Below are 24,112 nucleotides of genomic sequence, written 5' to 3'. Positions count from 1 at the left end.
CTTATGTCATTGGCACACCAGTGGCCCGATCAGTGGCACCTGGGCCTGGGTGGTATCCAGCTCGAACATTGCCTGGCAGGTCTGGCCGTCACCCAAGGTGACCTGCAAGGTGTTATGGGCGGCCAGGTTCTCCAGGTACACCAGGCCGTCCCACCCCACCACCGCCTGCGCGCCGCTTTGCTCGTGTCGCACCTGGCTGCCCAGTGGCAAGTCCTGGTGCTGGGCGTCGACCAAGGTGATGCTCGCCGCGATCACCTGGCGCACCGGGAATTCCAGCAAGTAGCCACTGCCACGGCGCACGGCCACCCGTTGCTCGACGTTGGGCACCTGCACGTTCGATGGCAGGTTCAGTGGGTCGATCTCATATTTGGCGCGGTAGTAAGCACTGGTCCACGGCACCAGCAAGTGCCCGTTGCGGTCGGTTTCGCCCACCACCTGGTTCTCGTAGCGCACCGGTACACCACTGACCCCATCGGTGCTTACCACCACAAACGCATCGTTGACGCGGTTGGCGGCAAACATTTGATTGTCCATCCACACCAACGAACCACTGGCGTCCGCCCACCGAGTTTCCGCGTCGCTGCTGCCGTACACGCCGGCCTGCAACTGCACCGACTGCAGGCGCCAGGTCAGGTCAGCCTGGCGATAAGCCGGCCCATCACCGCTGGCGTAACCCAGGTTGAAGCCCACGCCGCCTTCGGCCGGCACTGCTCGGCTGTAGTTGACGCGCTGCTGGCTCGCGCCGGTTTTACTGCGCTCGGTGCCCACGCTGAGGCTGCCGTAGACGTCGAACGGCACCACCACCTGCGCCTGCACCGCCCAGCTGCTATCACCCACTTCATGGTTGGCCGACAGGTAAAAACTGCTGTTGCGCCACAACGGCTTGCTCCAGGTCAGGTTCACCAGGCGGGTGCGCGAATCATCCGCCGCCTGCACATCGAAATAGCCGACGCCCAGGCTGCCAAAATTGTTCAGGTTCAGGCTCAAGGTCGCCTGCTGGCTGCGCTTGCTGAGGCTGGCGTAAGGCGTGTCGATCAGGCTCAAGTCGGCGTATTGCTCACGGCGCTCGACCCGTTGATACGAGAGGCTGTAGCGCTGGTTGCTGTATTGGTAGCCCAGGCTCAGTTGCTGGCCGGTCCTGCCGTCGTACTGGCTTTGACTGACGGCGGTATTGAGCACGCCGAAGTTACCGACCCGCAGGTTGCCGCCGACACCGCCCAGGGACAGGTCACTGGAGGCTTCGGCATGGCTTTCGAGGGTAAATGCATCCGAGATGCCGTAGCGAAAGGTGCCGCTGGCCACGCCAGGGCCATAGCCAAAGTCCCGTATGGTGTAGTCGCGGCGCAAATTACCCGCCGCCACCGAGAAGTCCGACAAGCCCTTTTGCAGCAAGGTACTGGTGACATAGAACGGCACCGTGGTCGACACCTGCCGGCCCAGCGCATCGGTGGTGACCACCACCGCCTCGCCGGCGCCGTTGATAAACGGCACGTTGGTGAGGGTGTACGGCCCCGGCTGCAGATCAGCACTGCTGGATTTATAGCCATTGATAAACAGGTCCACCGAAGACGGCACCGCCGCCTCCCCGGCAAACTGCGGCAGCGGGTAGGTGACCAGGTCCGGGCGCACGCCAAAGTCCCGCGACAGCTGCACACCGCCCAGGCGCACCGAGGTGCTCCAGGGCAAGGCGCCGCTGATCACATCGCCGGCTTCATAGGTCAACAGGCGCTCATCGTCGGAGAACCGCCAGGTGGTGTCATAGCGCCGATAGCCGTTGTCGAGCGAGCTGCCAGCGGTTTCCCGGCCAATGGTGGTGCGGTATTGGCCGGTGTTGGACAACGTGCCCCAGGTATCGAATAGCCGCACTTCGTTGAAGATACCGAGGTAGGTGCCCGCATCGTCCGTGTTGTTCAGGTAGGCGTCATAGTTGAGCAACGCGCCGAAGCTGGTCAGCGCCTGGGTGCGTGGGTAGTTGTTGCGGCTGCCGATAAATTGCTCCGGCAGCCAGGCCGGCGGCACGCTCAGTACCAGGCGCTGGCCCTGGCTGTCGTAATCGGTGTGCAGGCCAGGAAAGCTTTCCAGCGCGACTTCGCCAGGCACGGCACCAGGCAGCTTCACACCGACTTCCTGCAACACCGACGCAGGCAAAAACAACTGCCCGGCACGCTGATTGACGGCGACCACACGGCCGGTGTCCATCTGGTTGACCACCAGTTCCAGGAACAACTGCGCATCGGCAACAGCCTCCATACTGCTGGGCGGGGGCGGCAACGGCGCAGCGAAGCCCGGCGGCGCCAGCACCCAGCCAGACAAGCCGCCCACCACCCACACCGATCGCCATAGACATCGAGCCCGATCCTGGCTCACCAAGGCTTTGTGCCCATCAATGGACATCTCCATCCGTTGTTAACACCAGGGCCTACTCCATGCCCTGCCACACTGAGTTAGCGTCCTGGCACGAGATTCTCCACTTGCGTTGCCCCATTGATGCGCACCTGCAGCGGCTGATCGGCCGGCAAACCATCCGGCACCGGCCAGCGCATGGTCGCGCCCGGCAGCACATAGCCCATCAAGCCCTCTACCAAGGGCCGCGGCTGGCCGCCCTGCTTGAAGGTGGCATCGGTGAGGCGCGCATGCACGGCGCCCTGGTTGCGCATCTCGACGTAGTTGCGCCCGCCCACGGTGACTTTTTTCCAGCTTAAATCCGGCTTGCCGGCGGTTTTCGGGTCACGGTCACGGGTGCCGTCGACCTTGCTCCACAGGCCTGGACCGTAGGCAAACAATGGCACCGAATAACGCATCTGGAAGCGGATAGCAGCGGCGGTCTTGCCATCCGCCGAAGCCGGCGGTGGTGTGGTCGAAGGGATCTCATCGATGATGATGCGATAGGCCAGCTCCTGGCCGGGCGGCACTTCTTTGGTTCGGGTCAGGCGCACCAATTGCTTTTGCCCAGGCTCGATTTTCGCCACCGGCGGGCTGCCAATCACATCGCGCTGGTTCTGGTATTGCTCATCAAAACCGCTCTGGGTCCAGGCAAACACGCGGATCTGCAGGTTGGCGGTCTCGGTGCCGCGGTTCTCCAGCCACAGCGCGCTGGCCTGTTGGTCGGCTTCCAGCACCGGGTCAATCGGCCAGATCAGCACCGAGCTGGCCGCCTGGGCCTGCCCCGCCGCCAACATCAACAACCCGCTCAAACCCGCTGCCCACCCGTGCCGGGAAGCTGCACACATAGATCTCACTCCTTATACCGATCGCCTTACCACGACAGCTGCACCTGCAACGTGTCGCTGTACGTCCCCCCAGGCTGGTTACCCGGTAATTGCACTCGCCCATAAATCGGCAAGGTGATGTTGTTGGCGTCGCTGTAGGCCACGCTCACGCTTTGGCTGATCCCCAGGCTCTGGCTGAACGCCGCGTCCCGAAACAACTGATAAACCACCTGGGCGGTGCCGCTATTGAGCTGCATCCGCCGTCCGCTGTTGTTATGCAACCCGCCATCGACACTCATGCTCAGCGCCACCCCCGGCGTGCATTGCAGGGTCACGCCGCCCGTCAGCGCGACAGACGCCGTGCTGGTGGCCAACGCCGAATAGGTGCCGAACGCCAGGCTGCCGTAATTGGTACCGCCGCCGACCACCAGGCAACCTGGCGTGATCGTCGCGCTGACCTGGAACGACTGGCTGGTCACCGCCAACAGCGACAGCGGCATTCCCCAGCCGATGCACACCGCCAACGCCGCACACCCTGCCCGGCCCATGGCACTTAGAACGTCAGGGTCACGTTAACCGTGTCGGTGTAAGTACCGGCCGGTAAGCCCGCCTTGCCATTGGCCTTGCCGTAGATATTCACGGCCTGGGCCACGCCAGTGCTCGGCGCCAGGTTGATCACCCCTCCGATGGCCAGCAGCGTCGAGTGGCCGCTGTCGGTGTAGAGGTCATACGGCACGTAATTGGCCACCCCGTCATACAGCGCGCGACCACCGCCCACGGACTGGCCGTCGTGGGCACCGGCAGACACCGTCAACGTCGGTGAAGTACCCGCCGAACACAGGATCGACAACGCCCCGCCACCGCCGCCCAGCACCTGGCCGTCGGCTTCGGTGAACAGGCTGTTGGCGGTACCGAAGTTCAAGTTACCGAAGCTCATCCCGCCGGTGGCTGCGGCGCCGTTGACCTGGCAGCTGCTGGTGAGCACCAGGGTGGCGCTGACCGTACCGGCCACCGTCGCCGCCTGTGCGCCCGACACCCACGCCAACGCCATCAATGGAAAAACCGCCTTTGCTATAAGTGCATGCATGATGTCCATCCTCATCGTTTACCAATCCAGAGTCACCGTCAGGGTGTCTGTGTAGATGCCGGCCGGTAAGGCCCTGGTATTCGCCACCACCGAGCCGAATACCGGGATCGGTACTTGTGTGCCCTTGGTCACGACGAAATTGCGTTGCTCGCCAATGCTGTAGCTGCGCCGGCCGAGCGAGTCAGCCGACAGTTGATAGGGAATGGTCTGGCGCCCGTTACTCAGGCGCCTTGTGGTGCCATCACCATGAGCGCCGCCGTCGATGGTCACGGTGAAGCTGCTGACCACCGAGGGGTTGCAGGACACCGACAGCGGCGCCTTGCTGCCATCGGTAACACCCGCACCCAACGGGTGGCTCCATGTAGGCCCCTGGGTGCCGAAATCCAGTAGCGCACTACCGCCGGCGGGGCTCACCGGCGCGCTCTCGATGTCTTTGCTCACCTGGCAACTGGCGGTGATGACCAGCCGAGCGTGGATCTGCCCGGCGACCGCCGCTTGGGCGTCATCGGCCAGCAGCAACAGGCCGCCCATGGCCGCCAGGACCAAGCTGCGGCTTACCATGTGACGGTGACCTTGAGCAGGTCGGTGTAGCGACCGACCGCCGGGATGTCCTTGAGCGGCTCAATGCGCCCATACAGCGGCAGGTCGACACTGCCGGAGTCGGGCACACGCCCGCTCAGCGGTTCATTGACCGGCAAGGCGATACGCCGCGCGGCATCGGCATAGATACGATAGGGAATCGGTTTGCTCGAGGGCGTCGCAGCACTCAGGTAGCGCACTTCGCCGCTGCCGCCATGCAGGCCGCCGTCAACGCGCAGTTGGTAAGGGGTGTCGGGGTTGCACTCCAGGCGCGGTTGGCGCTGGCTGATAAGCGCCGCACTCAGAGGCCCGGCCGGGTCATCCAGACGCGGGCCGCTGCCAAAATCCAATACGCCAAGTTGCTCGATGCCCGCACTGCGGGTGGTGCCCACCAACTGGCAGCCCCGTTGCACGTCGATGCGCACCTCCACCTGGAGTTGCGCAGCGTAAACCGTGCTGCAGAGCATCGTGCCCATGACTGCCAAAACGCCTCGTCCCTTCACGGCCCCAAATCCTTGTACAGGGGTGATTGCTCTGTAAGAGGTTAGCCTCAAAGGGCGAAACTGCCAGTCTGGGCCGGGTGGCGGGCGTTACATGCCTTTTCGAGATAGCGGGGGGCGCCGTTCTGTATTGGTCAAATCGACGCGAGCGCCCTAAAGTGGGCAACCACCGACATACAGAGTGACGTGCATTGGTTGTGTTTTCCCTGATTCAGCGTCTGCTGGGTAAAAAAAACGCGCTGACAGGCGCCTCGCCTATCCCGGCGTTCTTTGAAAACAAGGCCCGAGACCAGGGCTATACCCTCAGCGCCGGCCAAACCCAGGCAATTACCGCCCTCGCCCGCGAAACCCGGCATCTGCTCGCCGGCCAGCCGACGCGCAGCCTGTACCTGCACGGCCCAGTGGGGCGTGGCAAAAGCTGGCTGCTCGATGGGTTCTTCCAGGCGCTGCCGATTGCACAAAAGCAACGCGTGCACTTCCATGCATTTTTCACCCGCCTGCACCAAGGCATGTTCCAGCACCGCGAACAGGACGACGCCCTGGGCGTGACGTTGGACGAGCTGCTGGCCGATTGCCGGGTGCTGTGTTTCGACGAATTCCACGTCCACGATATCGGCGATGCCATGCTCATCAGCCGCCTGTTCCAGGCCTTGTTCCAGCGTGGCGTGCTGGTGCTGGTGACCTCAAACTACGCCCCCGACGGCCTGCTGCCCAACCCGCTGTACCACCAGCGCTTCAAGCCGGTGATCGACTTGATCGCCACGCGCATGCAGGTGCTGGAAGTCAGCTCGCCCGAGGATTTTCGCAGCTTGCCCCAGGCCCATGCCGAACAGCGTTTCACCGGCGGCCAGTATGTATGGCCCGGTAGCGCCGCCCAGCGCGAAGTCCTCGGGCTGCCCGCCACACCTGGCGCGGCGCAAACCCTGAAGGTCGGCAACCGCCGATTGCTCTGCCGCAGCCATCAGGCGCGCAGCATCGTGTTCACCTTCAACGACCTGTGTGAACAGCTCACCGCCGTGATGGATTACCTGTTGCTGTGCGAGGATTTCGACCACTGGGTCATCGACGGCCTGCCCTCCCTGGCTGACTGCCCGATCGCCGTGCAACAGCGTTTTATCAACCTGGTGGACGTACTCTACGACCAGGACAAACGCCTGACCCTGATCGGCCAGCAACCCCTGGCGCGTGCCCTGGAAGGCCAGGCCATCGACCTCGCCCGCACCGCCAGCCGGCTGAACCAATTACAAACGGTGTGCCCGCAACCCGCGCCCGACCCGGTATCATGAGCGCCTTTCACGCCCACCTTGCCGAGTGACCGCGCCGTTCATGAATACCCTCGCCCAACTCAAGGCTGGCCAATTGGCCGGTATCAAACGCCTGGACCTGTCTTGCGGGCTGACCGAATTTCCGCCGGAAATCTTCGAACTGGCCGACAGCCTGGAAATCCTCAACCTCACCGGCAACGCCCTGAGCAGCCTGCCCGACGACCTGTATCGGCTGGCGCACCTGCGCGTGCTGTTCTGCTCGGATAACGCCTTCACTGAGCTGCCCGCCTGCCTGGGCCAGTGCGCCAACCTGAGCATGATCGGCTTTAAAGCCAACCAGATCAGCCACGTACCCGCCGCCGCGCTGCCACCACAGTTACGCTGGCTGATCCTCACCGACAACTGCATCAGCCAGTTACCCGGCGAGCTGGGCGAGCGCCCACTCCTGCAAAAGCTGATGCTGGCCGGCAACCACCTGACGGACCTGCCGCATAGTCTGCTCAACTGCAAAAACCTCGAGCTGCTGCGTATCGCCTCCAACCGCTTCACCCAACTGCCGCCATGGCTGCTGACGCTGCCGAGCCTGACCTGGCTGGCCTATGCCGGTAACCCGGTGGAAATCGCCGTTGAAGTGGCGAGCGATGATGCAACGCCGAATATCCCTTGGGCTGAACTGGAACTGGGCGAGGTGTTGGGCGAAGGCGCTTCGGGGATCATCCGCAAGGCGTTGTGGAAGCCGCCAGCGTTGCCGGTCGCGGTCAAACTCTACAAAGGCACGATCACCAGCGACGGCTCGCCGCTGCATGAAATGCAGGCCTGCATCGCCGCCGGGCTGCACCCGAATCTGATCAAGGTGGAGGGGCGCGTGGTCGGCCACCCGGAGGACCAGGCAGCCCTGGTGATGGACCTGATCGACCCGAGTTACCGCAACCTCGCGGCCTTGCCGAGCCTGGCGTCATGCACCCGCGATATCTACGCACCGGGTACGCGCTTCAGTGCCGAAGTGGCTTTGCGCATGGCACGCGGCATCGCCTCGGTGGCGGCGCATCTGCACCGACATGGCATTACCCATGGCGACCTGTACGGCCACAATATTCTGTGGAATGCGGCGGGTGATTGTTTGCTTGGGGATTTTGGCGCGGCGTCGTTCCATGTCACGGCAGACACGCAGGAAACCAGGGCGTTGCAACGCATTGAAGTGCGTGCATTCGGGGTGTTGCTGGGGGAGTTGTTGGAGCGGGTAGAAGAAGGCTTCAATAATGAAGCACTGGTGGCGCTGCAACAAAGCTGCTGCCAGCCCGATGTATTGGCGCGCCCGAGCTTCGAAGAAATCGAAGCATTGCTGCACGCTCTGCCACACCACTAAACCAATGTGGGAGCTGGCTTGCCTGCGATAGCGGTGGATCAGTCACTGAGTAGGTGAATGTTCCACCGCTATCGCAGGCAAGCCAGCGCCCACATTTTTTGCCGGCATTTATTCAGCGATAAATCAGCCAGCCAACCCTACGAACATATCCTGCACGTCATCATGGTTGTCCAAGCCTTCCAGGAAGGCTTCGACTTCAGCCATCTGCTCATCGGTCAAACCGCTGACCGGGTTCTTCGAGATGTAGCCCAGCTTGGCCGACAACACGGTGAAACCCTGCTCTGGCAGTGCTTTTTGCACCGCATCAAGATCGGTGGTTTCGGTGATGAACAAGGTGCTCCCTTCTTCTTCGCCGTCTTCAAAGTCCTGCGCGCCGGCTTCAATGGCGGCCATTTCCGGGTCGGCGTCCGGGCTGTCCGGCGAGGCTTCGATCAGGCCGACGTGGTTGAAGTCCCACGCCACGGAACCGGAAGCGCCCAGTTGGCCCTTACGGAAGGCCACGCGGATTTCTGCCACGGTACGGTTGATGTTGTCGGTCACGCATTCAACGATCAGCGGCACCTGGTGCGGGGCAAAACCTTCGTAGGTCACGCGGTGGTACTGCACGGTTTCGCCGAGCAGACCGGCGCCCTTCTTGATCGCGCGTTCCAGGGTCTCCTTGGGCATCGAGGCCTTTTTGGCCTGTTCTACCACCAAACGCAGGTGGGCGTTGGTCGCGGTGTCGGCGCCGTTGCGGGCGGCGATGGTGATTTCTTTCACCAGCTTGCCGAAGATCTTGCCCTTGGCATTGGATGCCGCTTCTTTATGTTTGACTTTCCACTGTGCGCCCATGACTCACTCTCTTTTCGTCCATCGCGCCGAAACGTCTACTGGCCGGCGCTTTGGGGGCAGAGTTTATAGCGCAAAAACACTCTAATCCACCAAAAAACCGGCCAAGTGCCTCAGGTGCGCAAGGGTTTGATCGTGACGTTGCGGTCGGGCACAAAGTCGCCAACCTGCGCCAGCGCGGCGGGCCTGGCGTTCCAGTAAGGCATCAGCACCAGTGAAGAAAACAACGCCGCGCCGGCAAATACGATAAACACCGTGACCGTATCGAAGTAGCCCGGCAGCAGGCCGCCAAGGATCGCCCCCACCGAACCGCAACCGTTCACAAAGCCTGCGGCCGTGGCGCCGGCCTTGGCGGTGCCGAAGTCGATGGCCGCCGTGCTGCTGATCATCGAGTCAGGCCCATACAGCGTCAGGCCCATCACAAACAGCAGGGCCATCACCAGCATCACGCTACCGGTGTGCAGCGCGCCCATGAACAACGCCAGGGCCACGGTCAGCGCCAGCAGGCTGAGCACACAGGCCGGCATGCGCCGGGCGCCGAAGAGTTTGTCGGACGCCAGCCCGATCATGATCGGCCCCAGCAACCCGGCCAGCTCGAACGCCGTGGGCACGATGGCCGCACCCACCTTGCCCACCGAGGGCATTTGCTCGTAAACGATCACCGGCCCCCACAACAGGATCGCGTAACGCGCCGGTTTCAACAGAAAGTACGCCAGGCCCAAGACCAGCACCGTACGGTTACGCAGGATCGCGCGCAGCGGTTCCAGCACGCTGACTCGCTGTGTGTCGGCCGCCACGACCGGCTCCGGCTCAACAGCCGGCAAGCCGACATCCTGCGGTGTATTGCGCTGGAAGATAAAGAACAGCACAGCCACCACCGCCACCACCGCCGCGCTGGAAATAAACGCCGCATGCCAAGTGCCGATCAGCGTGTACGCCCACCAGCCGGCAAAGGGCGATGCCACCAGGCCACCAAAGGCGTAGCACGAACTCCACAACCCCAACACCCGCCCGCGTTGCTGCGCCGGGAAGAAACTGCCGAGGTTTTTGCACAGCCCCGACCAGCCGGTGGACTGCGCCAGCCCCTGGATCAACATGCAACTGATAAAAATCGGCAAGGTGGCAAAGGTGCCCATCACCAACGCCGCTGCGGCAGAAATCAACAATCCGCCCAGCACCACCACCCGTGGCCCGAAGCGGTCCGCCAGCATGCCCCAGGTGAATTGCCCCACGGCATAGGCCGCCAGGTACAGGCCATCAAGGTTGGCCATCATCATTTTGTCGAGGGGGAAACTGGGGTCATCGACGATGCCCAGCTTGGCCACCGAAAACGCTTTGCGAGTGAAATAGAACGCGGCGTACGCCAGCCAGGTGATGGCGAAAATCTGCACGCGCCAACGCTTGATGCTACCCGTTTGGATATTCATTGTGGTTCTGACCTCAGGTGAGTGTGCCGGCAGGATCTAGAAGCAAATGCCTGTTGTTTTTATGGTTGAGCACTGCAATGCCAAGCCCTGGAGGGCGCGGCATTGGTCAGATGGGTCCGGTTTGCCAGAACCCATGGCCGCCGCGGTTGTAGGACTCAGCCGTCGGCGGTTGGCGTATCAAAGCAATGGCTGACTAATAGGTAAAATCGATTTATCGTATTTCACCTATAAGCTCAGCTTGTAAGAGGATCTGCGATGTCGGTTTCCCACGCCCAGCTCAAAGCCTTCCACGCCGTGGCCGTACACGGCAGTTTCACTCAGGCCGCTGAACGCCTGTTCCTGACGCAACCGGCGATTTCCGACCAGGTGCGCAAGCTCGAAGAACGCTTCGGCGTGCTGCTGTTTCACCGCAACAAACGCGCCGTGCGCCTCACCGACCTGGGCGAGCGTCTGCTCGGCATCACCCAGCGCCTGTTTGTGATCGAGGCCGAAGCCGAAGAGCTGTTGCAAGACTCCCGCGCCCTGCTCACCGGCACCCTCACCCTGGCCGTGGACGCGCCCGTGCACGTGTTGCCGCAGATCGCACGCTTCTGCCAGTTATATCCGGGGATCAGCGTGAAGATCGAAACCGGCAACACGGATGAATCGCTGTTTCGCCTGTACAACTACCAGGCCGACCTGGCCCTGCTGGGGCGCGATGTCGACGATGAACGCCTGCTGTCGTTGCCGCTGCCCGATGAGCAGCTACTCGCCTTTGTGGCGCGCAACCACCCGTGGGCTGGGCGTGAATCCATCTGCCTCGCCGACCTGGATGACACGCCGCTGGTACTGCGGGAAATCGGCTCGGTCACCCGTCAGACCCTGGAGCAGGAAATGCGTCAGGCCGGGCTGCGCATCCGCCCGGCGATCCAGGTGGAAGGCCGCGAAGCCGCGCGGGAGGCGGTGGTGGTGGGGATTGGTGTGGGCGTGGTGTCGGCAGCGGAACTCGGCGCCGACTCGCGGGGGTATGCCCTGCCGATCCGCGATTGCAGCCAGCGCATGAAGGAAACGCTGGTGTGCCTCAAGGAGCAGAGTTCGCGGCGGGTGGTGGCGACGTTTCTCGATATTGTGCGGGACAGTTTGCGCTGAGTTTTAGGGCCTCATCGCGGGCAAGCCCGGCTCCCACAGTTGACCGAGTAGTACATGAGTAACCGGACCAATGTGGGAGCCGGGCTTGCCCGCGATGGCCTCGACTCGGTCTTCAACTCAAGACGCCAACTCAAAGAACGCCTGAATCAGCCGCAACGAGCGGCGCCGCTCCATACAGCCGAGCATATGCCGGTTCAACAACCCATCGCCCTGAATCGTCACGGCCTGCACACGCGGGTCCTGGCTGACTTCCATTGACGACACCACGCCTACGCCCAACTCGGCCGCCACGGCTTCGGTCACCGCCTCGCGGCTGTCCAGTTCCAGCAGCACCTTGGGCTGCACACCCGCAGCTCCACACGCATCATCGAAGGTTCGCCGCGTGATGGAGCTGGGCTCGCGCAATACCATGATCACCTCGTTGAGCTGTTCCAGGCGAATGCCCTTGGGCAGTGCCGCCCACGGGTGGCTGGCCGGGACAAGCGCGCAAATCCGCGACTCACTCAACGGCTGCAGGTGCAGGCCATTGCGCGGCTCCACCTCCGTCAGCACCGCCACATCCGCATGCTCGGAGAGCAGCGCCGCCAGGGTTTCCTGGGCATTGCCCAGACGCAGGTTCACGGTGATGCCGGGGTAACGGGCACGCAGGCTGGCGATCATCGGCATCACCAGATGCGGGCCGTCCGCGGCCACTTCCAGGCGTCCGCTGAGCAACTGCCGATTGGCTTCGAGCAACGCCTGCGCTTCATCCACCAGACCGAAAATTGCCCGAGTGATCGCGGCCAGACGCGTGCCCTCCTCGGTCAATTCCACCCGCCGGGCGGTACGGCGCAACAGCGCGATCTGGTAGTGCTCTTCCAGGGCCTTGATGTGCCCGGTCACCGCCGGCTGGCTGATGAACAGCCGTGCGGCGGCACGGGTAAAGCTGCCCTCGCGGGCCACGGCATCGAATGCACGCAGTTGAAACAAATTCATAGCTATCGGCCTCACTGATAGCTCGCATAACAACAAACAATTTGATTGATGACAAGCCAAACTGCAATTTAGGCGCCGTAGCTTCACCCCCCAATGACCTTGCGAGGACTTGAGATGAGCACTGCCGCGCCGATCCTGCTAACCCCTGGCCCCTTGACCACTTCGAACCGCACCCGTCAGGCAATGATGGTGGATTGGGGGTCATGGGATGACCGCTTCAACCAACTGACCGCCAGCGTCTGCACACAATTGCTGGCGATCCTGCACGCCACCGACAGCCACCACTGCGTGCCCCTGCAAGGCAGCGGCACCTTTGCCGTCGAAGCGGCCATTGGCACCCTGGTGCCGCGCAACGGCAAGGTACTGGTGCTGATCAACGGCGCCTACGGCAAGCGCCTGGCGAAGATCTGCGAAGTGCTCGGCCGCGACTTCAGCACCTTCGAAACCGCTGAAGACGAACCCACTACCGCCGCCGACGTCGACCGCCTGCTGCACGCCGACCCGGCGATCACTCACGTCGCGTTGATCCACTGCGAAACCAGCACCGGCATTCTCAACCCGCTGCCGGACATCGCGCAGGTGGTTAAACAGCACGATAAACGCCTGATCATCGACGCCATGAGTTCCTTCGGCGCACTGCCGATCGACGCCCGCGAAGTGCCGTTTGACGCGCTGATCGCCGCCTCGGGCAAGTGCCTGGAAGGCGTGCCGGGCATGGGCTTTGTCTTCGCCGACAAACAGGCACTGGCGGGCGCCCAAGGCAACTGCCATTCCCTGGCAATGGACTTGTTCGACCAGCACAGCTACATGGCCAAGACCGGCCAATGGCGCTTCACCCCGCCGACCCACGTGGTCGCCGCGCTGCACGAAGCCTTGCTGCAATACCAGGAAGAAGGCGGCCTGCCCGCACGCCATCAACGCTACGCCGACAACTGCCGGACGCTGCTCGACGGCATGGCCGCACTGGGCCTGCGCAGCTTCCTGCCAGCGGCCATCCAGGCGCCGATCATCGTCACCTTCCATGCGCCAAAAGACCCGCGCTACCAGTTCAAGGACTTCTACGAGCGGGTCAAGGCCAAGGGTTTCATTCTCTACCCCGGCAAATTGACCCAAGTAGAAACCTTCCGCGTCGGCTGCATCGGCCACGTTGACGCGCAGGGCATGCAGGCGGCGGTCGAGGCGATCGGCCAGGTGCTGCAAGAAATGGAAGTGCTGGACATCTGATTGCCCCCATTACCCACAGGACTTGAACCATGAACTATCAAAACCCCAACACCCTCCAGGCCGTGATCCTCGACTGGGCCGGCACCGTGGTCGACTTCGGCTCTTTCGCGCCCACGCAGATCTTTGTCGAGGCGTTTGCCGAGTTCGACGTGCAAGTCTCCATCGAAGAAGCCCGTGGCCCGATGGGCATGGGCAAGTGGGACCATATCCGCACGCTCTGCGACCAACCGCAGGTCGCCGAACGCTACCGCAAAGCCTTTGGCCGCACGCCGACCGATGACGACGTGACCTCGATCTACCAGCGTTTCATGCCCTTGCAGATCGAGAAAATCGCCGAGCACTCGGCCTTGATCCCCGGTGCCCTCGACACCATCGCCCGCCTGCGTGTGCAAGGCATCAAGATAGGCTCCTGCTCCGGCTACCCCAAACAGGTGATGGACAAGGTGGTCGCCCTGGCCGCCACCAACGGCTACATCGCCGACCACGTGGTCGCCACCGACGAAGTGCCCAACGGCCGCCCGTGGCCCGCCCAGGCACTGGCCAACGTGATCGCGCTGGGCATTGACGATGTGGCGGCGTGCGTGAAGGTCGACGATACCGTACCGGGCATCCTCGAAGGCCGTCGCGCCGGCATGTGGACCGTGGCACTGACCTGCTCCGGCAATGCGCTGGGCCTGACCTACGAGCAATTTCGTGACCTGGACGCCGCCGCCCTGGCCAGCGAGCGCACACGCATCGAGAAGTTGTTCGAGGGTTCGCGACCGCACTACCTGATCGACACCATCAACGACCTGCCTGCGGTGATCACCGATATCAACCAGCGCCTGGCCCGCGGTGAAATGCCGCAAAGCGACTGATTGAGATCAAAACAACAGCATTTACGTCAGGCGCACCGCTCAAAACCGGCATACAGTTATAGGATTCCGTCGCGAAAGAACGGAAGTATGCCCTGATGAGTGAGGAACCAAGCGATGCCGTGGAAAAACTCCGATACCCGCTACAGCACCATGTCGATTGCGCTGCACTGGTTGATGGTGGTGCTGCTGGCGGTGGTTTACGCCTGCATTGAGTTTCGCGGGATCTTTCCCAAAGGCAGTGGCGGGCGGGCCCTGATTGTAGAAATGCACTACATGTTCGGCCTGACAGTGTTTGTGCTGGTATGGCTGCGCCTGTTTGCCCGCACCTTGGGCGTTGCACCAAAGATCGTGCCGGCACCGCCGCAATGGCAATCGGCACTGGCAACACTGATGCATCTGGCGCTGTACCTGTTCATGATCGGCATGCCGATTTTCGGCTGGCTGATCGTCAGTGCCCAGGGCCATTCCGTGATGTTTTACGGGATCGAGTTGCCGCCCTTGATTGGCGAAAACAAAGACCTGTCCAAACAGATCAAAGAATGGCACGAGCTGGGCGGCACCGTCGGTTATTGGCTGATCGGCCTGCATGCCGTGGCCGGCCTGTATCACCATTACTTCATGCGCGATAACACCGTGTTACGCATGATGCCCAAGCGCTAGCTCTCCATGCTCCGGCGGCCTTGTAGGCCGCCGGTGTGCACGAAGATCAAGCGAGTGCCGGGGGCGAAGCGTCCGGCCTCGATCTGTTGCTTCAACGCCAGCAAGGCCTTGCCAGTATAGAGCGGCTCCAACGGTAAGCCGCCTGCCTGTTCCGTCGCCTGGATAAAATCGAGCAATAACGGGTCGACCTTGGCGAAGCCGCCTCGGCTCGCGTCCAGCAATTCATAGCCGTGCTGCACGATGGCCTGCACGTTCTGGGCAACCCCGTGATCATCCGGCACCGCCAAGGCGCCGAACACCGGATGCACGCCCGCCTCTGCCAGCGCCAACCCGGCCAGTGTGGTGCCGGTGCCCGCCGCCAACCACCACGCGTCGTAATCAGCCCAGCCGAGCCTGTTCAGTTGAGCGCGCACCTGCTCAACCAACACCCCGCAACCCATTGCGCCGGCCCTTCCACCGCCGCCCTCGGGCACGGGATAAAGATGGGGATACTGTTCGCGCCATGGCCGCCAGAAACCGGCGTCGTGACGCGCACGATAACCGCCGTACCCCAGCCAATGCAGGTGCATGCCGAAGGCTTTCAGATCAAGGATGGTGGGCGTGTCTTGAGGGTGGCCGCGCAACAGGCCGACGGTGGGGAAATCAAAATGTTTGCCGGCCGCCGCCAACGCGTGCAGATGGTTGGAATGAGCGCCGCCCAGGCTGATGATCCCATTGGCACCGGCCTGTTGCGCATTGGCCAGGTGCTGGGTGAGCTTGAACCACTTGTTGCCGCTGATCAGTGGATCGATGCAGTCCAGGCGCAGCACCGCCAACTCGACCCCGTTCAGCCAGTCGAGCTGCAAAGGTTCAAGCGGTGCCTGGGGAAACCAGTCGAAGGGACCCATCGGGGGATATCTGAATGAAAAAGGGGCGGTAGTCTAACACCGCCCCTTGGATCGTTTTACAGCGCGGCAGCCAGACGCGAACCCTGGTTGATGGCGCGCTTGGCATCCAGTTCGGCCGCCACATCGGCGCCGCCGATCAGGTGCACATTCTGGCCGGCCGCGACCAGCCCATCCTGCAGTTCGCGCAGTGGGTCTTGCCCGGCGCAGATGACGATATTGTCCACCGCCAGCACCTGCGGCTCACCCTCGGCGCCGATGCGGATATGCAGGCCATCGTCATCAATCTTCAGGTACTCAACGCTGTTGAGCATCTGCACCTGCTTGTTCTTCAAGCCAGTGCGGTGGATCCAGCCGGTGGTCTTGCCCAGGCCATCGCCGACCTTGGAGGTCTTGCGTTGCAGCAGGAACACTTCACGTGCCGGTGCGTGGGGTTGCGGCTTGATGCCGGCCACACCGCCACGGGCTTGCAGTTGGGTGTCGATGCCCCACTCTTTCCAGAACGCCTCGCGGTCCAGGCTGGTGGACACGCCCTCGTGCACGAGGAACTCGCAGACGTCGAAGCCGATGCCGCCGGCGCCGATCACCGCCACGCGCTTGCCCACCGGCTTGCGCTCCAGAATCACATCCAGGTAGCTCAGCACCTTGGCGTTGTCGACGCCCGGAATCGCCGGCGTGCGCGGCGCAATGCCGGTGGCCAGGATGATCTCGTCGTAATCGCCCGCCGCCAGTTGCGCCACATCCACGCGGGTGTTGAGGCACAGCTCGACGTGGGTGGTCTGCAATTTGCGCTTGAAGTAGCGCAGGGTTTCGAAGAACTCTTCTTTGCCCGGCACGCGCTTGGCGATATTGAACTGGCCGCCGATCTCGCTGGCCGAATCGAACAGGGTCACCTGGTGGCCGCGCTCAGCCGCCACGGTGGCCGCCGCCAGCCCCGCAGGCCCGGCACCGACCACCGCAATTTTCTTGATCTGCTTGACCGGCAGGTAGTTCAGCTCGGTCTCGTAGCAGGCACGCGGGTTGACCAGGCAGGTGGTCAGCTTGCCGCCAAAGGTGTGATCCAGGCAGGCCTGGTTGCAGCCGATGCAGGTGTTGATTTCATCCGCGCGGCCGGCAGCGGCCTTGTTGACGAACTCCGGGTCGGCCAGGAACGGGCGCGCCATCGAGACCATGTCCGCATCGCCTTCAGCCAGAATCTGCTCGGCTATTTCCGGGGTGTTGATGCGGTTGGTGGTGATCAACGGAATCTGCACCGCGCCACGCAGCTTGGCGGTGACCTTGCTGAACGCACCACGCGGCACCTTGGTGGCGATGGTGGGGATACGCGCTTCGTGCCAGCCGATACCGGTGTTGATAATGCTCGCACCGGCGCCTTCGATGGCCTTGGCCAGTTGCACGATCTCTTCCCAGGTGCTGCCGCCTTCCACCAGGTCGAGCATCGACAGGCGGAAGATAATGATGAAGTTCGGACCTACTGCTTCGCGTACCCGGCGCACGATGTCCACGGCCAGGCGCATGCGGTTTTCGTAGCTGCCACCCCAACGGTCGGTGCGATGGTTGGTGTGGGCGGCGAGGAACTGGTTAATGAAGTAGCCTTCGGACCCCATGATTTCCACGCCGTCGTACTCGGCCACCTGGGCCAGCAGCGAGCAGGTGACGAAATCCTGGATCTGCTTCTCGATGCCCTCCTCGTCCAGCTTCTTGGGCTTGAACGGGTTGATCGGCGCCTGGATCGCGCTCGGCGCCACCTGCTTGGGGCTGTAGGCATAACGACCGGCGTGGAGGATCTGCATGCAGATCTTGCCGCCCGCTGCGTGCACGGCCTGGGTCACAATCTTGTGCTTTTGCGCTTCTTCGTCGGTGGTCAGTTTGGCGGCACCGGCATATACGCCGCCTTCATCGTTCGGGCCGATGCCGCCGGTGACCATCAGGCCAACGCCGCCACGGGCGCGCTCGGCAAAATAGGCGGCCATACGTTCGAAGCCGCCGGGCTTTTCTTCCAGGCCGGTGTGCATCGAGCCCATCAGGGTGCGGTTGCGCAAGGTGGTAAAACCCAGGTCCAACGGGGCCAGCAGGTGCGGGTAGGCAGCAGCGGTCATGGTACAGCTCCACAACGGATCATCACGGGACGTGGCAGGCTCGAACGGCTTGCCATCGGTTTATGTCCCACAGACTAAGAGGCGATGGACGACCGCTCAATGACCGTAACTGACAAGTTATTGATCCAAATGCACAGTGCCCCTTGGCAAGCCGGTGCATCAGCCCTACCCTAGTCGGCGAACCCTGCATGGGTTTTCACTTGTGATGAGATTATTTGCACTTAAAAATGAAAACCACGTGCCTTGCGAACTCCGGTTTAGAAGATGAAACCAGGGGCAACACCGCAAAAAGGGTGCAATAGTGCCTAAGATATCTTCCACAATAGCTGCTATGCCCAGTTGTCTATACGGCCGGATGTGCAGTAGATCATTTGCTCGTCAAAACCCTGAAGTGCGTCCCGAGCACGGTGGCCCGGAAAAAAAGTGTCACCGGTTACTCAATCGGGGGGTTCGAAGGCGCCAGCGACAGCTTTTATTTATTTCCGACAGACTTTATTTCGTACCTTCACTTCGATCGCTCATAGAGAACTCACAATGGTGCTTTCCCGCAAAACATAATGTTAGTAATGTCGATTTGAACGTCGTAAGAATGCAAATGGGAGATCGCCAATCACCCTTCAAAAATCGCAAGCCGCTTTCTCGTTGCAGACACGATGACACACTGGTGCTGTCCAGGGGTTTCAATGGGAATGGACTCTTCAATGATTTTAGAAAATTAAAGCTGTCTCAAGAAAATTATGGCCGTCGCAGGAGTCAACGAGGGTCACCCACCTCGGCTCCTGTCACGCCTCTGATTCTAACTTCCCACGACCTTCCTGCCTGTCTTGGCGAGCGCCTGATAACGCGAATTCAGAACGACGAATCTTTACGTTCGCATGCTAAACGAAACCCGTTCATCCAAAATCTTGTTCTCGACAACAAAGTTGCAGAAAGTTTATCACGCTGTAATTGGAGCTCTAGGCAGGTAAAATTAATTTTTGATCATCTCGGCTGGCACGGATGCTTTGGCTTTCAACAGACTACTTCGTCAACATACTAACCATCCCTTGAAAGCTGCTTTTAAGTCAAGATTCAACCATTCATTTTCAGCTCGTGATTACTTATTCATATACGAGAAGCTCGACAGAGCGTCGGAGCAGAGCGCTTACTTCCCTGCCTGCGCCGACGAGGTTCGCCAAAATCTGGGATACACGTATTGGCGTCGCTTTCTTCCTGAGGTTAAAGTGTGGGCTAAGCACAATGTTGAATTGCTGAAGAAATGTCAGTTTTGCGACAAGCCCTTTGCAGAGAGGGGCATGCCGTGAGCGTCATGTGGGCAGGGTGCTCCGGACGCCACCTAGGCGAGGTAAGGCACGTGATGAACCTCGACCCGGGCGCACTGCGTTTGGCACAATTCCTCGTTAAGCTCTGTCGGGCGAATCAGCTTATTTACATAGATGCAGCAGCGGCAGTTATTGAGCAGGAGCTAATCAATAATCGCGCGACCAATCTTGCCGCTCAGAAGGACTTCGCGAATGTGGCTAAGTTTCAGCACTATATTGAACTCTGCCGTCTGGACGATATGGACGAAATGTCGAGACTACCCGAAAACAGAAAGCCCAAGTGAGAGATGCAATCGGGCGGATTGTGATGGCGCTTTATACTTGATATGGCCCTAACTCTTTGTCAATGCTACACGGCTTCTGCGGACTGAGCGGTATCGCGGAACATGTTTTGGATGCGTCGTGCCTGTCTAAGGTATACGAGGGCGCCGAAGAAGCAGCCCTCGCACAGATGCACTTCGTACTGCGCACCCTCGTATGACGCGCCGTAACCTCAGTAGGCCAATAGAACCCCGTACTCGACGTTGCCGCTGTCTAGGCGCATGGAGCAATCGCACACGTCGGTCGCAACGTACGTCGGTGACTACGCCGCCCCCCATGCGGCTCGTGATTTTCATCGGGCAGGCCCTCATCTTCTCGTTTTATGAGATTTGTGAGCCGTGCTCGACTTGACGCCTGAGGCACGACCGGTCAACGGCTGTCGGGTGGGGAGGAGCCACGCCTTGGTTTGCTCTTAGTGCGCTTTCGAGGTTTGCGTTCAGCAGCGGCGAGCACTCTGTCTGGCGCGAGCGCGAGCAGGGCCTTTGGTGCTATCCCGCCAAGCGTCGAATTTTCGGACTGAAACCATGCAGCTATTGACCATGCGTTCATCCTGGCGCTCAGGATTGAGAGCGTCTTATGAAGGCTTTCGATTGGCCGGTAGCCGTTCGTGCCATCCAACCCATAAATAGGGAAGAAATCGACTTTGCCAGGCCGTAGTGAAAAAATCCGCCCATCAGCGAGCATCTGATCGGGATCAACGACCACCTCGTGACTGCTGGCGGATGCCAGCTGAAGCCACTGCCCTCGTGAAATCCAGTCCCCGCTCTCGAAGATCCCGGAGCGGATGGTGCCTTGAGCTACACCCTTGTCCAGAAGCGATCGAGGGATTGATTCTGCCGGGAGGAAGCAGTCGATGATGATATCGAGCACCTTTTGTGAATAATCTGCGAGGCGCCACTCAAAGAGCTCGTTGAACATGCACCCACTCGTCCTTGGGTAATTTTCAGTATATTCAGAAATTGTTGACTCACCCTGCCGGCGTCGAAGTGCTCGACCAGCGGCCACGACGGTACAGAAATGCTACTCCAGATTTCGACCACTAGTTCATGTAGCCGTCAGGGCCGAGATGCCGCAGCATCAATTCGACCAGCGAGGTAGAAAATGAAGGGGCGCCGTAAAGTCAGAACAGATAAGTGGCTGATGCAAGATCAGTTCATCAAAGCTGCCAGGGCCACCCTGGCTTCTAAACCCAATGTTGGGCGTTTTATCAACGCTGCGGCACAAGCGGAGGTTGACGAACCTATTGGGATACTCGCTGGCAGTCGAAGGGCTGCTGAGGGATCGTCAAAACGTCATGACGATCAGAAATGACCGCTGCCTCTCTAAGTCCCGTCATTTCTCCGCAACCACAGCCCTAACCAGTCAGAGCTCCCAGCGCGGCGCGAGATATTGGGATCAACCGCTCACCAACCGCGGGCACGCTTGAATATACGTTAAGGCCGCGTCGGTTCCGGTTGCGACAGTTTTGCGTTTCCTCCACGAGAGGCTATAGGCCGCGAAACACGGTACCCTTCCGCAAAATTTTAATTCTCTAAATTCATCGAGGTTGGAAACGTCCGAGCGGCCCGGATGCACGCCTGCACCGGCTGCGACAATTGCATCTGGTCGCCCATCAGGACGATGTTTCGCACAGCCACGCCCATCGCGACCGAATTCGCCACACTTACCCGAGGAGATTTTGCCCTGGCGCTTGAGCACTTTGCCGAGCATGAACCAGAGCCGAGCTGGTTTTTCTACTTGACCGAAGGTGCTCATTGTTCCCACTGGCTATACGTCCTCCACCTCATGCAAATCCTAGCAATCCTGCACGTAAACGTGCGCCAGCATGTAGCGCTCAACCTTACCGTTCAAAGCGCTCGCCCTGCTGTACGGCTATGTCGGGGCAATTCCTGTTGTACTGGCGGAATGCAGATCGCACAAGCTGGCGGCCGACCCTGAATTGTGAGACCACTATTCAAGATCGTCCCCTTGGTTGGGATTACTGGGGTCGGAGATGGAATTGAAGTTAATGGCCGCAGGAATGCCAGACGTCCTCGCCATGGCACCTGCCGATGCGTTGAAGCGAGCTCGTCAGTAATACCGCCGGCATCTCTTTGCACTTACCGGATGGCGCGAGCTTAATACATCGCGGCCGACAGGCCGTGATTGATCAAGGCGATCAGGGTGCGCGGCGCCAGTACCGGTGAGAAAAATTCGCATCGGCTACCGCCCCGGTGGCGGTCTCACTCACGCCGCCACTCACCAAACGGCGCGTGTCCATCGATGTAGCGGGTGGCTGACTGAACGTCGCGCCAGCCCACATAATCCATCAGTGCCTTGGTCCCCCAAGCATTGCGGCTGGCCCACGTGGCGAACCCGCGGCGCAGCGAATGGCTGCTGTAGCGTTCGCCGTCGAGACCGTTGCGGGCGAACGCCAGGCGTAAAAGACGTGAGATGCTGTTCGGGTTCAGCCCCGTCGCCCGGATATGGCCCCAGCGATCGATCGCCCGGAACACCGGCCCCTGTTCGAAACCGCTCTGCGCCAGCCAATCCTCATAAGCCTGAACCGGACACAAGCGTTTCAACGCCGGCAAGGTGAAGGTCCGGCCACGATGACTGCGATCGGTCTTGCCGCTGCCCAGGAACAGCTCCAGCCCCTGCCCGGCGTCCAGCCGAACATGCTCCACCTGCAAGCGACACAGGTCGTCCGCGCGTAAAGCGCGCCAGAAGCCCATCAGGACCAGGGCCTGATCGCGATAGGCGCGCAGGCGAACACTTGCGTCTTCGCTGTTCCGCTGCGCCTGTAAAGCCTCGATACAAGCCTCCAGCGCATTGAGTTGCAGCGCGCGGGCCTGCTTGACCGGCTGCGGGTGCTCGGCCTGGATCCCGCGCAGGACGTCGCGCACCTGCGGCAGCTTAGTAGGATCGACAAAGCCGTGTTGTTGGTGCCACTGGGCCAGGGCGGCCAGGTGGGTGCGCAGCGTGCCGACCGACAGCTGCTCGGCGTGCCCTGCTAGATAACGCACCACGCTATCACCGGACGCCGGCAGCAGTCCGCCCCACTCCTGTTCATAATGTTCGAGCGCTCGCTGGTAGCGACGCTCGGTGCTCGCTCGGCGCGCCGCCTTGAGATAACGGTCAGTTGCAGAACTCATCTCGCACTTCTCATTGCATACCGCCGCGTGGGCATGAAAGGCGAAAACCGCTTATCACGTTTGAGAATTCAGGATTCTCGAACCCCAGTCTGTCCGATTTCTAGGTGTGGGCGTCACGGTTGTACACGTGTACATCCATACTGCTTGAACGGTACGAAAAAATCGGAGCAAGCCATGGCCCGTTCTGGAATCAACAAAGCGCAGGTTCAGTGCGCGCGCGATGCCTTGCTGGCGCGCGGCTTGGTACCGAGCATTGAGGCGGTGCGGACCGAACTGGGTCACACCGGCTCTAAGACCACCATAAATCGCTACCTGCGTGAGCTGGCGGACGCCGAGCCGCAGCCGCCACGGGTAAGCCTATCCGAGGAACTACAAGCATTCATTCAGAGTGTAGCTGCACGGCTGGCCCGCGAGGCACAGGATAGTGTGGCCGCGGATCGCGCCCGCCTCGAGCGCCAACAGGCGGCCTATCAGCAACAGCGCGCAGTGGACAGTGCGCGCTTTGAGCAATTGCAAATCGCTCATACCGCCCAAGGCGACGAATACCGCGTATTGAGTCAGCGCGAGGTGGAACTCAATAGCCAATTACAGCGCATTGAAGGTGAACGGCAGCGTCTGGAGGAAGCCTGCCGGCAACAGGTACAACTGCTCGAGGAGCGGCTAGGGCAAATCCGATCACTGGAAATGAAGCACCAGCAGGCCCGGGAGGCCATGAGTCACTACCGCGAGCAGCATCAGATCCAGCGTCAGGAAGAGCTGCAACGTCATGCTGAACAGATGGGCCAAGCTCAGATAGAGATGCGTGGTCTGCGCGAGCAACTGACGGTGCGCCAAGAAGAACTGACCCAGTTATATCGGGATCTTGAGCGCACGAATAGTGCGCACGGACACCTCCAACAACAGTTGCGTCAGCTCGAACGTCAAGTGGCCCTCACCCAGCAGCAACGGGTCAGCCAAGATGCCGCTCTGGCCAAGTCTCGCCAGGACGGCGAAACCATGGCGAGTGATCTCGCAGCCCAGCACGAGAAGGCAAAGTATTACCTGTTGGCGCATCGTCAAGATCAGCGGCTGATTCGTGCTCAGGCCAAGCAAATAAACCGTCTGCAGGCTTTCATGCACCTGGCCCAGATTGACCACCCGGGCCCATGAAGGTTTTGAGAAGGGCCATCAGAAGCTGCTCAGCAAGGGGCTATTACAGGTAGCGTACAGAGTAATCTCAGAGAGGCTCAGTGCCACGGATCTTCGAG

At 61.1% G+C, this 24,112-nt stretch carries 21 protein-coding genes; 8 read left to right on the top strand and 13 right to left on the bottom strand.

All coding sequences use genetic code 11. The annotated features are described in order from the left end of the window. Window positions 1-6: 6 nt before the first annotated feature. The 6 genes from GIW28_RS09345 to GIW28_RS09320 are packed head-to-tail and all read right to left on the bottom strand — an operon-like array spanning window position 7 to window position 5,351. Complete coding sequence (locus GIW28_RS09345; protein WP_032865533.1) at window positions 7-2,400, bottom strand: fimbria/pilus outer membrane usher protein; 2,394 nt, start codon at window positions 2,398-2,400, stop codon at window positions 7-9. Window positions 2,401-2,444: 44 nt separating this feature from the next. Then, window positions 2,445-3,230, bottom strand: a complete 786-nt coding sequence (locus tag GIW28_RS09340) for a fimbrial biogenesis chaperone (protein ID WP_170040859.1) — start codon at window positions 3,228-3,230, stop codon at window positions 2,445-2,447. A gap of 26 nt (window positions 3,231-3,256) precedes the next feature. Then, complete coding sequence (locus tag GIW28_RS09335; protein WP_026013649.1) at window positions 3,257-3,757, bottom strand: Csu type fimbrial protein; 501 nt, start codon at window positions 3,755-3,757, stop codon at window positions 3,257-3,259. Between the two features lie 5 nt (window positions 3,758-3,762). Further along, a complete protein-coding gene (locus GIW28_RS09330; protein ID WP_026013648.1) occupies window positions 3,763-4,296 on the bottom strand; it encodes a Csu type fimbrial protein in 534 nt (177 codons plus the stop codon). 18 nt (window positions 4,297-4,314) lie between these two features. Beyond that, the gene (locus GIW28_RS09325; RefSeq protein WP_170040858.1) at window positions 4,315-4,857 is read right to left on the bottom strand and encodes a spore coat protein U domain-containing protein; all 543 of its coding nucleotides are present in this window, start codon (window positions 4,855-4,857) and stop codon (window positions 4,315-4,317) included. After that, window positions 4,851-5,351, bottom strand: a complete 501-nt coding sequence (locus GIW28_RS09320; protein ID WP_017136489.1) for a spore coat protein U domain-containing protein — start codon at window positions 5,349-5,351, stop codon at window positions 4,851-4,853. The genes GIW28_RS09325 and GIW28_RS09320 overlap by 7 nt, the downstream gene beginning before the upstream one ends. A gap of 215 nt (window positions 5,352-5,566) precedes the next feature. Here GIW28_RS09320 and zapE point away from each other — a divergent pair, with 215 nt between their 5' ends. Together zapE and GIW28_RS09310 are read left to right on the top strand one after the other, a co-directional pair. Beyond that, window positions 5,567-6,661 (top strand): cell division protein ZapE, encoded by a 1,095-nt coding sequence (zapE, locus tag GIW28_RS09315; protein ID WP_138452058.1) that lies wholly within the window; start codon window positions 5,567-5,569, stop codon window positions 6,659-6,661. A gap of 40 nt (window positions 6,662-6,701) precedes the next feature. Continuing rightward, window positions 6,702-8,006: a protein kinase gene (locus GIW28_RS09310; protein WP_026013646.1), complete on the top strand. Its 1,305-nt coding sequence runs from the start codon at window positions 6,702-6,704 to the stop codon at window positions 8,004-8,006. A 123-nt stretch (window positions 8,007-8,129) separates the two neighbouring features. Here the strand turns inward: GIW28_RS09310 and GIW28_RS09305 are convergent, their stop codons facing one another. Next, a complete protein-coding gene (locus tag GIW28_RS09305) occupies window positions 8,130-8,837 on the bottom strand; it encodes a YebC/PmpR family DNA-binding transcriptional regulator (protein ID WP_056858461.1) in 708 nt (235 codons plus the stop codon). 110 nt (window positions 8,838-8,947) lie between these two features. Beyond that, window positions 8,948-10,261: an MFS transporter gene (locus tag GIW28_RS09300; protein ID WP_017136485.1), complete on the bottom strand. Its 1,314-nt coding sequence runs from the start codon at window positions 10,259-10,261 to the stop codon at window positions 8,948-8,950. Between the two features lie 255 nt (window positions 10,262-10,516). On the opposite strand from GIW28_RS09300, the gene GIW28_RS09295 reads away from it, so the two are divergent. Further along, window positions 10,517-11,389 carry a LysR substrate-binding domain-containing protein gene (locus GIW28_RS09295; RefSeq protein ID WP_236490391.1) on the top strand — a complete coding sequence of 291 codons (873 nt, stop codon included), beginning with the start codon at window positions 10,517-10,519 and terminating at the stop codon, window positions 11,387-11,389. A gap of 117 nt (window positions 11,390-11,506) precedes the next feature. Here GIW28_RS09295 and GIW28_RS09290 read toward each other — a convergent pair whose 3' ends face one another. Beyond that, window positions 11,507-12,364: a LysR substrate-binding domain-containing protein gene (locus GIW28_RS09290; RefSeq protein WP_017136483.1), complete on the bottom strand. Its 858-nt coding sequence runs from the start codon at window positions 12,362-12,364 to the stop codon at window positions 11,507-11,509. A 114-nt stretch (window positions 12,365-12,478) separates the two neighbouring features. Between GIW28_RS09290 and GIW28_RS09285 the strand changes: the two genes are divergently transcribed. From GIW28_RS09285 to GIW28_RS09275, 3 genes are all read left to right on the top strand, one after another. Next, window positions 12,479-13,588: a 2-aminoethylphosphonate--pyruvate transaminase gene (locus tag GIW28_RS09285; RefSeq protein ID WP_236446004.1), complete on the top strand. Its 1,110-nt coding sequence runs from the start codon at window positions 12,479-12,481 to the stop codon at window positions 13,586-13,588. 29 nt (window positions 13,589-13,617) lie between these two features. Continuing rightward, entirely contained in the window at window positions 13,618-14,445 is an 828-nt protein-coding gene (phnX, locus tag GIW28_RS09280; protein WP_138453609.1) for a phosphonoacetaldehyde hydrolase, read from the top strand. A 114-nt stretch (window positions 14,446-14,559) separates the two neighbouring features. After that, window positions 14,560-15,105 carry a cytochrome b gene (locus GIW28_RS09275; protein ID WP_017136480.1) on the top strand — a complete coding sequence of 182 codons (546 nt, stop codon included), beginning with the start codon at window positions 14,560-14,562 and terminating at the stop codon, window positions 15,103-15,105. Here the strand turns inward: GIW28_RS09275 and GIW28_RS09270 are convergent. Both GIW28_RS09270 and GIW28_RS09265 read right to left on the bottom strand, forming a co-directional pair. Further along, window positions 15,102-15,992 carry a 1-aminocyclopropane-1-carboxylate deaminase/D-cysteine desulfhydrase gene (locus GIW28_RS09270; RefSeq protein WP_176991383.1) on the bottom strand — a complete coding sequence of 297 codons (891 nt, stop codon included), beginning with the start codon at window positions 15,990-15,992 and terminating at the stop codon, window positions 15,102-15,104. The two genes, GIW28_RS09275 and GIW28_RS09270, sit on opposite strands and share 4 nt — an antisense overlap. A 56-nt stretch (window positions 15,993-16,048) precedes the next feature. After that, a complete protein-coding gene (locus tag GIW28_RS09265) occupies window positions 16,049-18,088 on the bottom strand; it encodes an NADPH-dependent 2,4-dienoyl-CoA reductase (protein ID WP_236446001.1) in 2,040 nt (679 codons plus the stop codon). A gap of 1,354 nt (window positions 18,089-19,442) precedes the next feature. On the opposite strand from GIW28_RS09265, the gene GIW28_RS09260 reads away from it, so the two are divergent. After that, window positions 19,443-19,694, top strand: coding sequence for a hypothetical protein (locus tag GIW28_RS09260; protein WP_139114557.1), 252 nt, complete (start codon window positions 19,443-19,445; stop codon window positions 19,692-19,694). A 406-nt stretch (window positions 19,695-20,100) separates the two neighbouring features. Here the strand turns inward: GIW28_RS09260 and GIW28_RS09255 are convergent, their stop codons facing one another. Together GIW28_RS09255 and GIW28_RS09250 are read right to left on the bottom strand one after the other, a co-directional pair. Beyond that, window positions 20,101-20,649 (bottom strand): hypothetical protein, encoded by a 549-nt coding sequence (locus tag GIW28_RS09255; protein ID WP_236445999.1) that lies wholly within the window; start codon window positions 20,647-20,649, stop codon window positions 20,101-20,103. 1,304 nt (window positions 20,650-21,953) lie between these two features. Then, on the bottom strand, window positions 21,954-22,865 hold the full coding sequence (locus GIW28_RS09250; protein WP_236445997.1) for a site-specific integrase: 912 nt from the start codon (window positions 22,863-22,865) through the stop codon (window positions 21,954-21,956). A 174-nt stretch (window positions 22,866-23,039) separates the two neighbouring features. Here GIW28_RS09250 and GIW28_RS09245 point away from each other — a divergent pair, with 174 nt between their 5' ends. Then, a complete protein-coding gene (locus GIW28_RS09245) occupies window positions 23,040-24,014 on the top strand; it encodes a DNA-binding protein (RefSeq protein WP_236445995.1) in 975 nt (324 codons plus the stop codon). The last annotated feature ends 98 nt before the right edge of the window (window positions 24,015-24,112 follow it).

Source organism: Pseudomonas sp. PA-5-4B, from assembly GCF_021606215.1.
Lineage (GTDB): Bacteria > Pseudomonadota > Gammaproteobacteria > Pseudomonadales > Pseudomonadaceae > Aquipseudomonas > Aquipseudomonas edaphica.
This window is presented reverse-complemented; position numbering and strand designations above follow the sequence as displayed.

Excerpts from the sequence above, each read along its gene's own strand:
- GIW28_RS09345 (WP_032865533.1), bottom strand. The coding sequence starts at position 2,400 with ATGGAGATGTCCATTGATGGGCACAAAGCCTTGGTGAGCCAGGATCGG.
- GIW28_RS09340 (WP_170040859.1), bottom strand. The coding sequence starts at position 3,230 with ATGTGTGCAGCTTCCCGGCACGGGTGGGCAGCGGGTTTGAGCGGGTTG.
- GIW28_RS09335 (WP_026013649.1), bottom strand. The coding sequence starts at position 3,757 with ATGGGCCGGGCAGGGTGTGCGGCGTTGGCGGTGTGCATCGGCTGGGGA.
- GIW28_RS09330 (WP_026013648.1), bottom strand. The coding sequence starts at position 4,296 with ATGCATGCACTTATAGCAAAGGCGGTTTTTCCATTGATGGCGTTGGCG.
- GIW28_RS09325 (WP_170040858.1), bottom strand. The coding sequence starts at position 4,857 with ATGGTAAGCCGCAGCTTGGTCCTGGCGGCCATGGGCGGCCTGTTGCTG.
- GIW28_RS09320 (WP_017136489.1), bottom strand. The coding sequence starts at position 5,351 with ATGGGCACGATGCTCTGCAGCACGGTTTACGCTGCGCAACTCCAGGTG.
- GIW28_RS09310 (WP_026013646.1), top strand. The coding sequence starts at position 6,702 with ATGAATACCCTCGCCCAACTCAAGGCTGGCCAATTGGCCGGTATCAAA.
- GIW28_RS09305 (WP_056858461.1), bottom strand. The coding sequence starts at position 8,837 with ATGGGCGCACAGTGGAAAGTCAAACATAAAGAAGCGGCATCCAATGCC.
- GIW28_RS09300 (WP_017136485.1), bottom strand. The coding sequence starts at position 10,261 with ATGAATATCCAAACGGGTAGCATCAAGCGTTGGCGCGTGCAGATTTTC.
- GIW28_RS09295 (WP_236490391.1), top strand. The coding sequence starts at position 10,517 with ATGTCGGTTTCCCACGCCCAGCTCAAAGCCTTCCACGCCGTGGCCGTA.
- GIW28_RS09290 (WP_017136483.1), bottom strand. The coding sequence starts at position 12,364 with ATGAATTTGTTTCAACTGCGTGCATTCGATGCCGTGGCCCGCGAGGGC.
- GIW28_RS09285 (WP_236446004.1), top strand. The coding sequence starts at position 12,479 with ATGAGCACTGCCGCGCCGATCCTGCTAACCCCTGGCCCCTTGACCACT.
- phnX (WP_138453609.1), top strand. The coding sequence starts at position 13,618 with ATGAACTATCAAAACCCCAACACCCTCCAGGCCGTGATCCTCGACTGG.
- GIW28_RS09275 (WP_017136480.1), top strand. The coding sequence starts at position 14,560 with ATGCCGTGGAAAAACTCCGATACCCGCTACAGCACCATGTCGATTGCG.
- GIW28_RS09270 (WP_176991383.1), bottom strand. The coding sequence starts at position 15,992 with ATGGGTCCCTTCGACTGGTTTCCCCAGGCACCGCTTGAACCTTTGCAG.
- GIW28_RS09265 (WP_236446001.1), bottom strand. The coding sequence starts at position 18,088 with ATGACCGCTGCTGCCTACCCGCACCTGCTGGCCCCGTTGGACCTGGGT.
- GIW28_RS09255 (WP_236445999.1), bottom strand. The coding sequence starts at position 20,649 with ATGTTCAACGAGCTCTTTGAGTGGCGCCTCGCAGATTATTCACAAAAG.
- GIW28_RS09250 (WP_236445997.1), bottom strand. The coding sequence starts at position 22,865 with ATGAGTTCTGCAACTGACCGTTATCTCAAGGCGGCGCGCCGAGCGAGC.
- GIW28_RS09245 (WP_236445995.1), top strand. The coding sequence starts at position 23,040 with ATGGCCCGTTCTGGAATCAACAAAGCGCAGGTTCAGTGCGCGCGCGAT.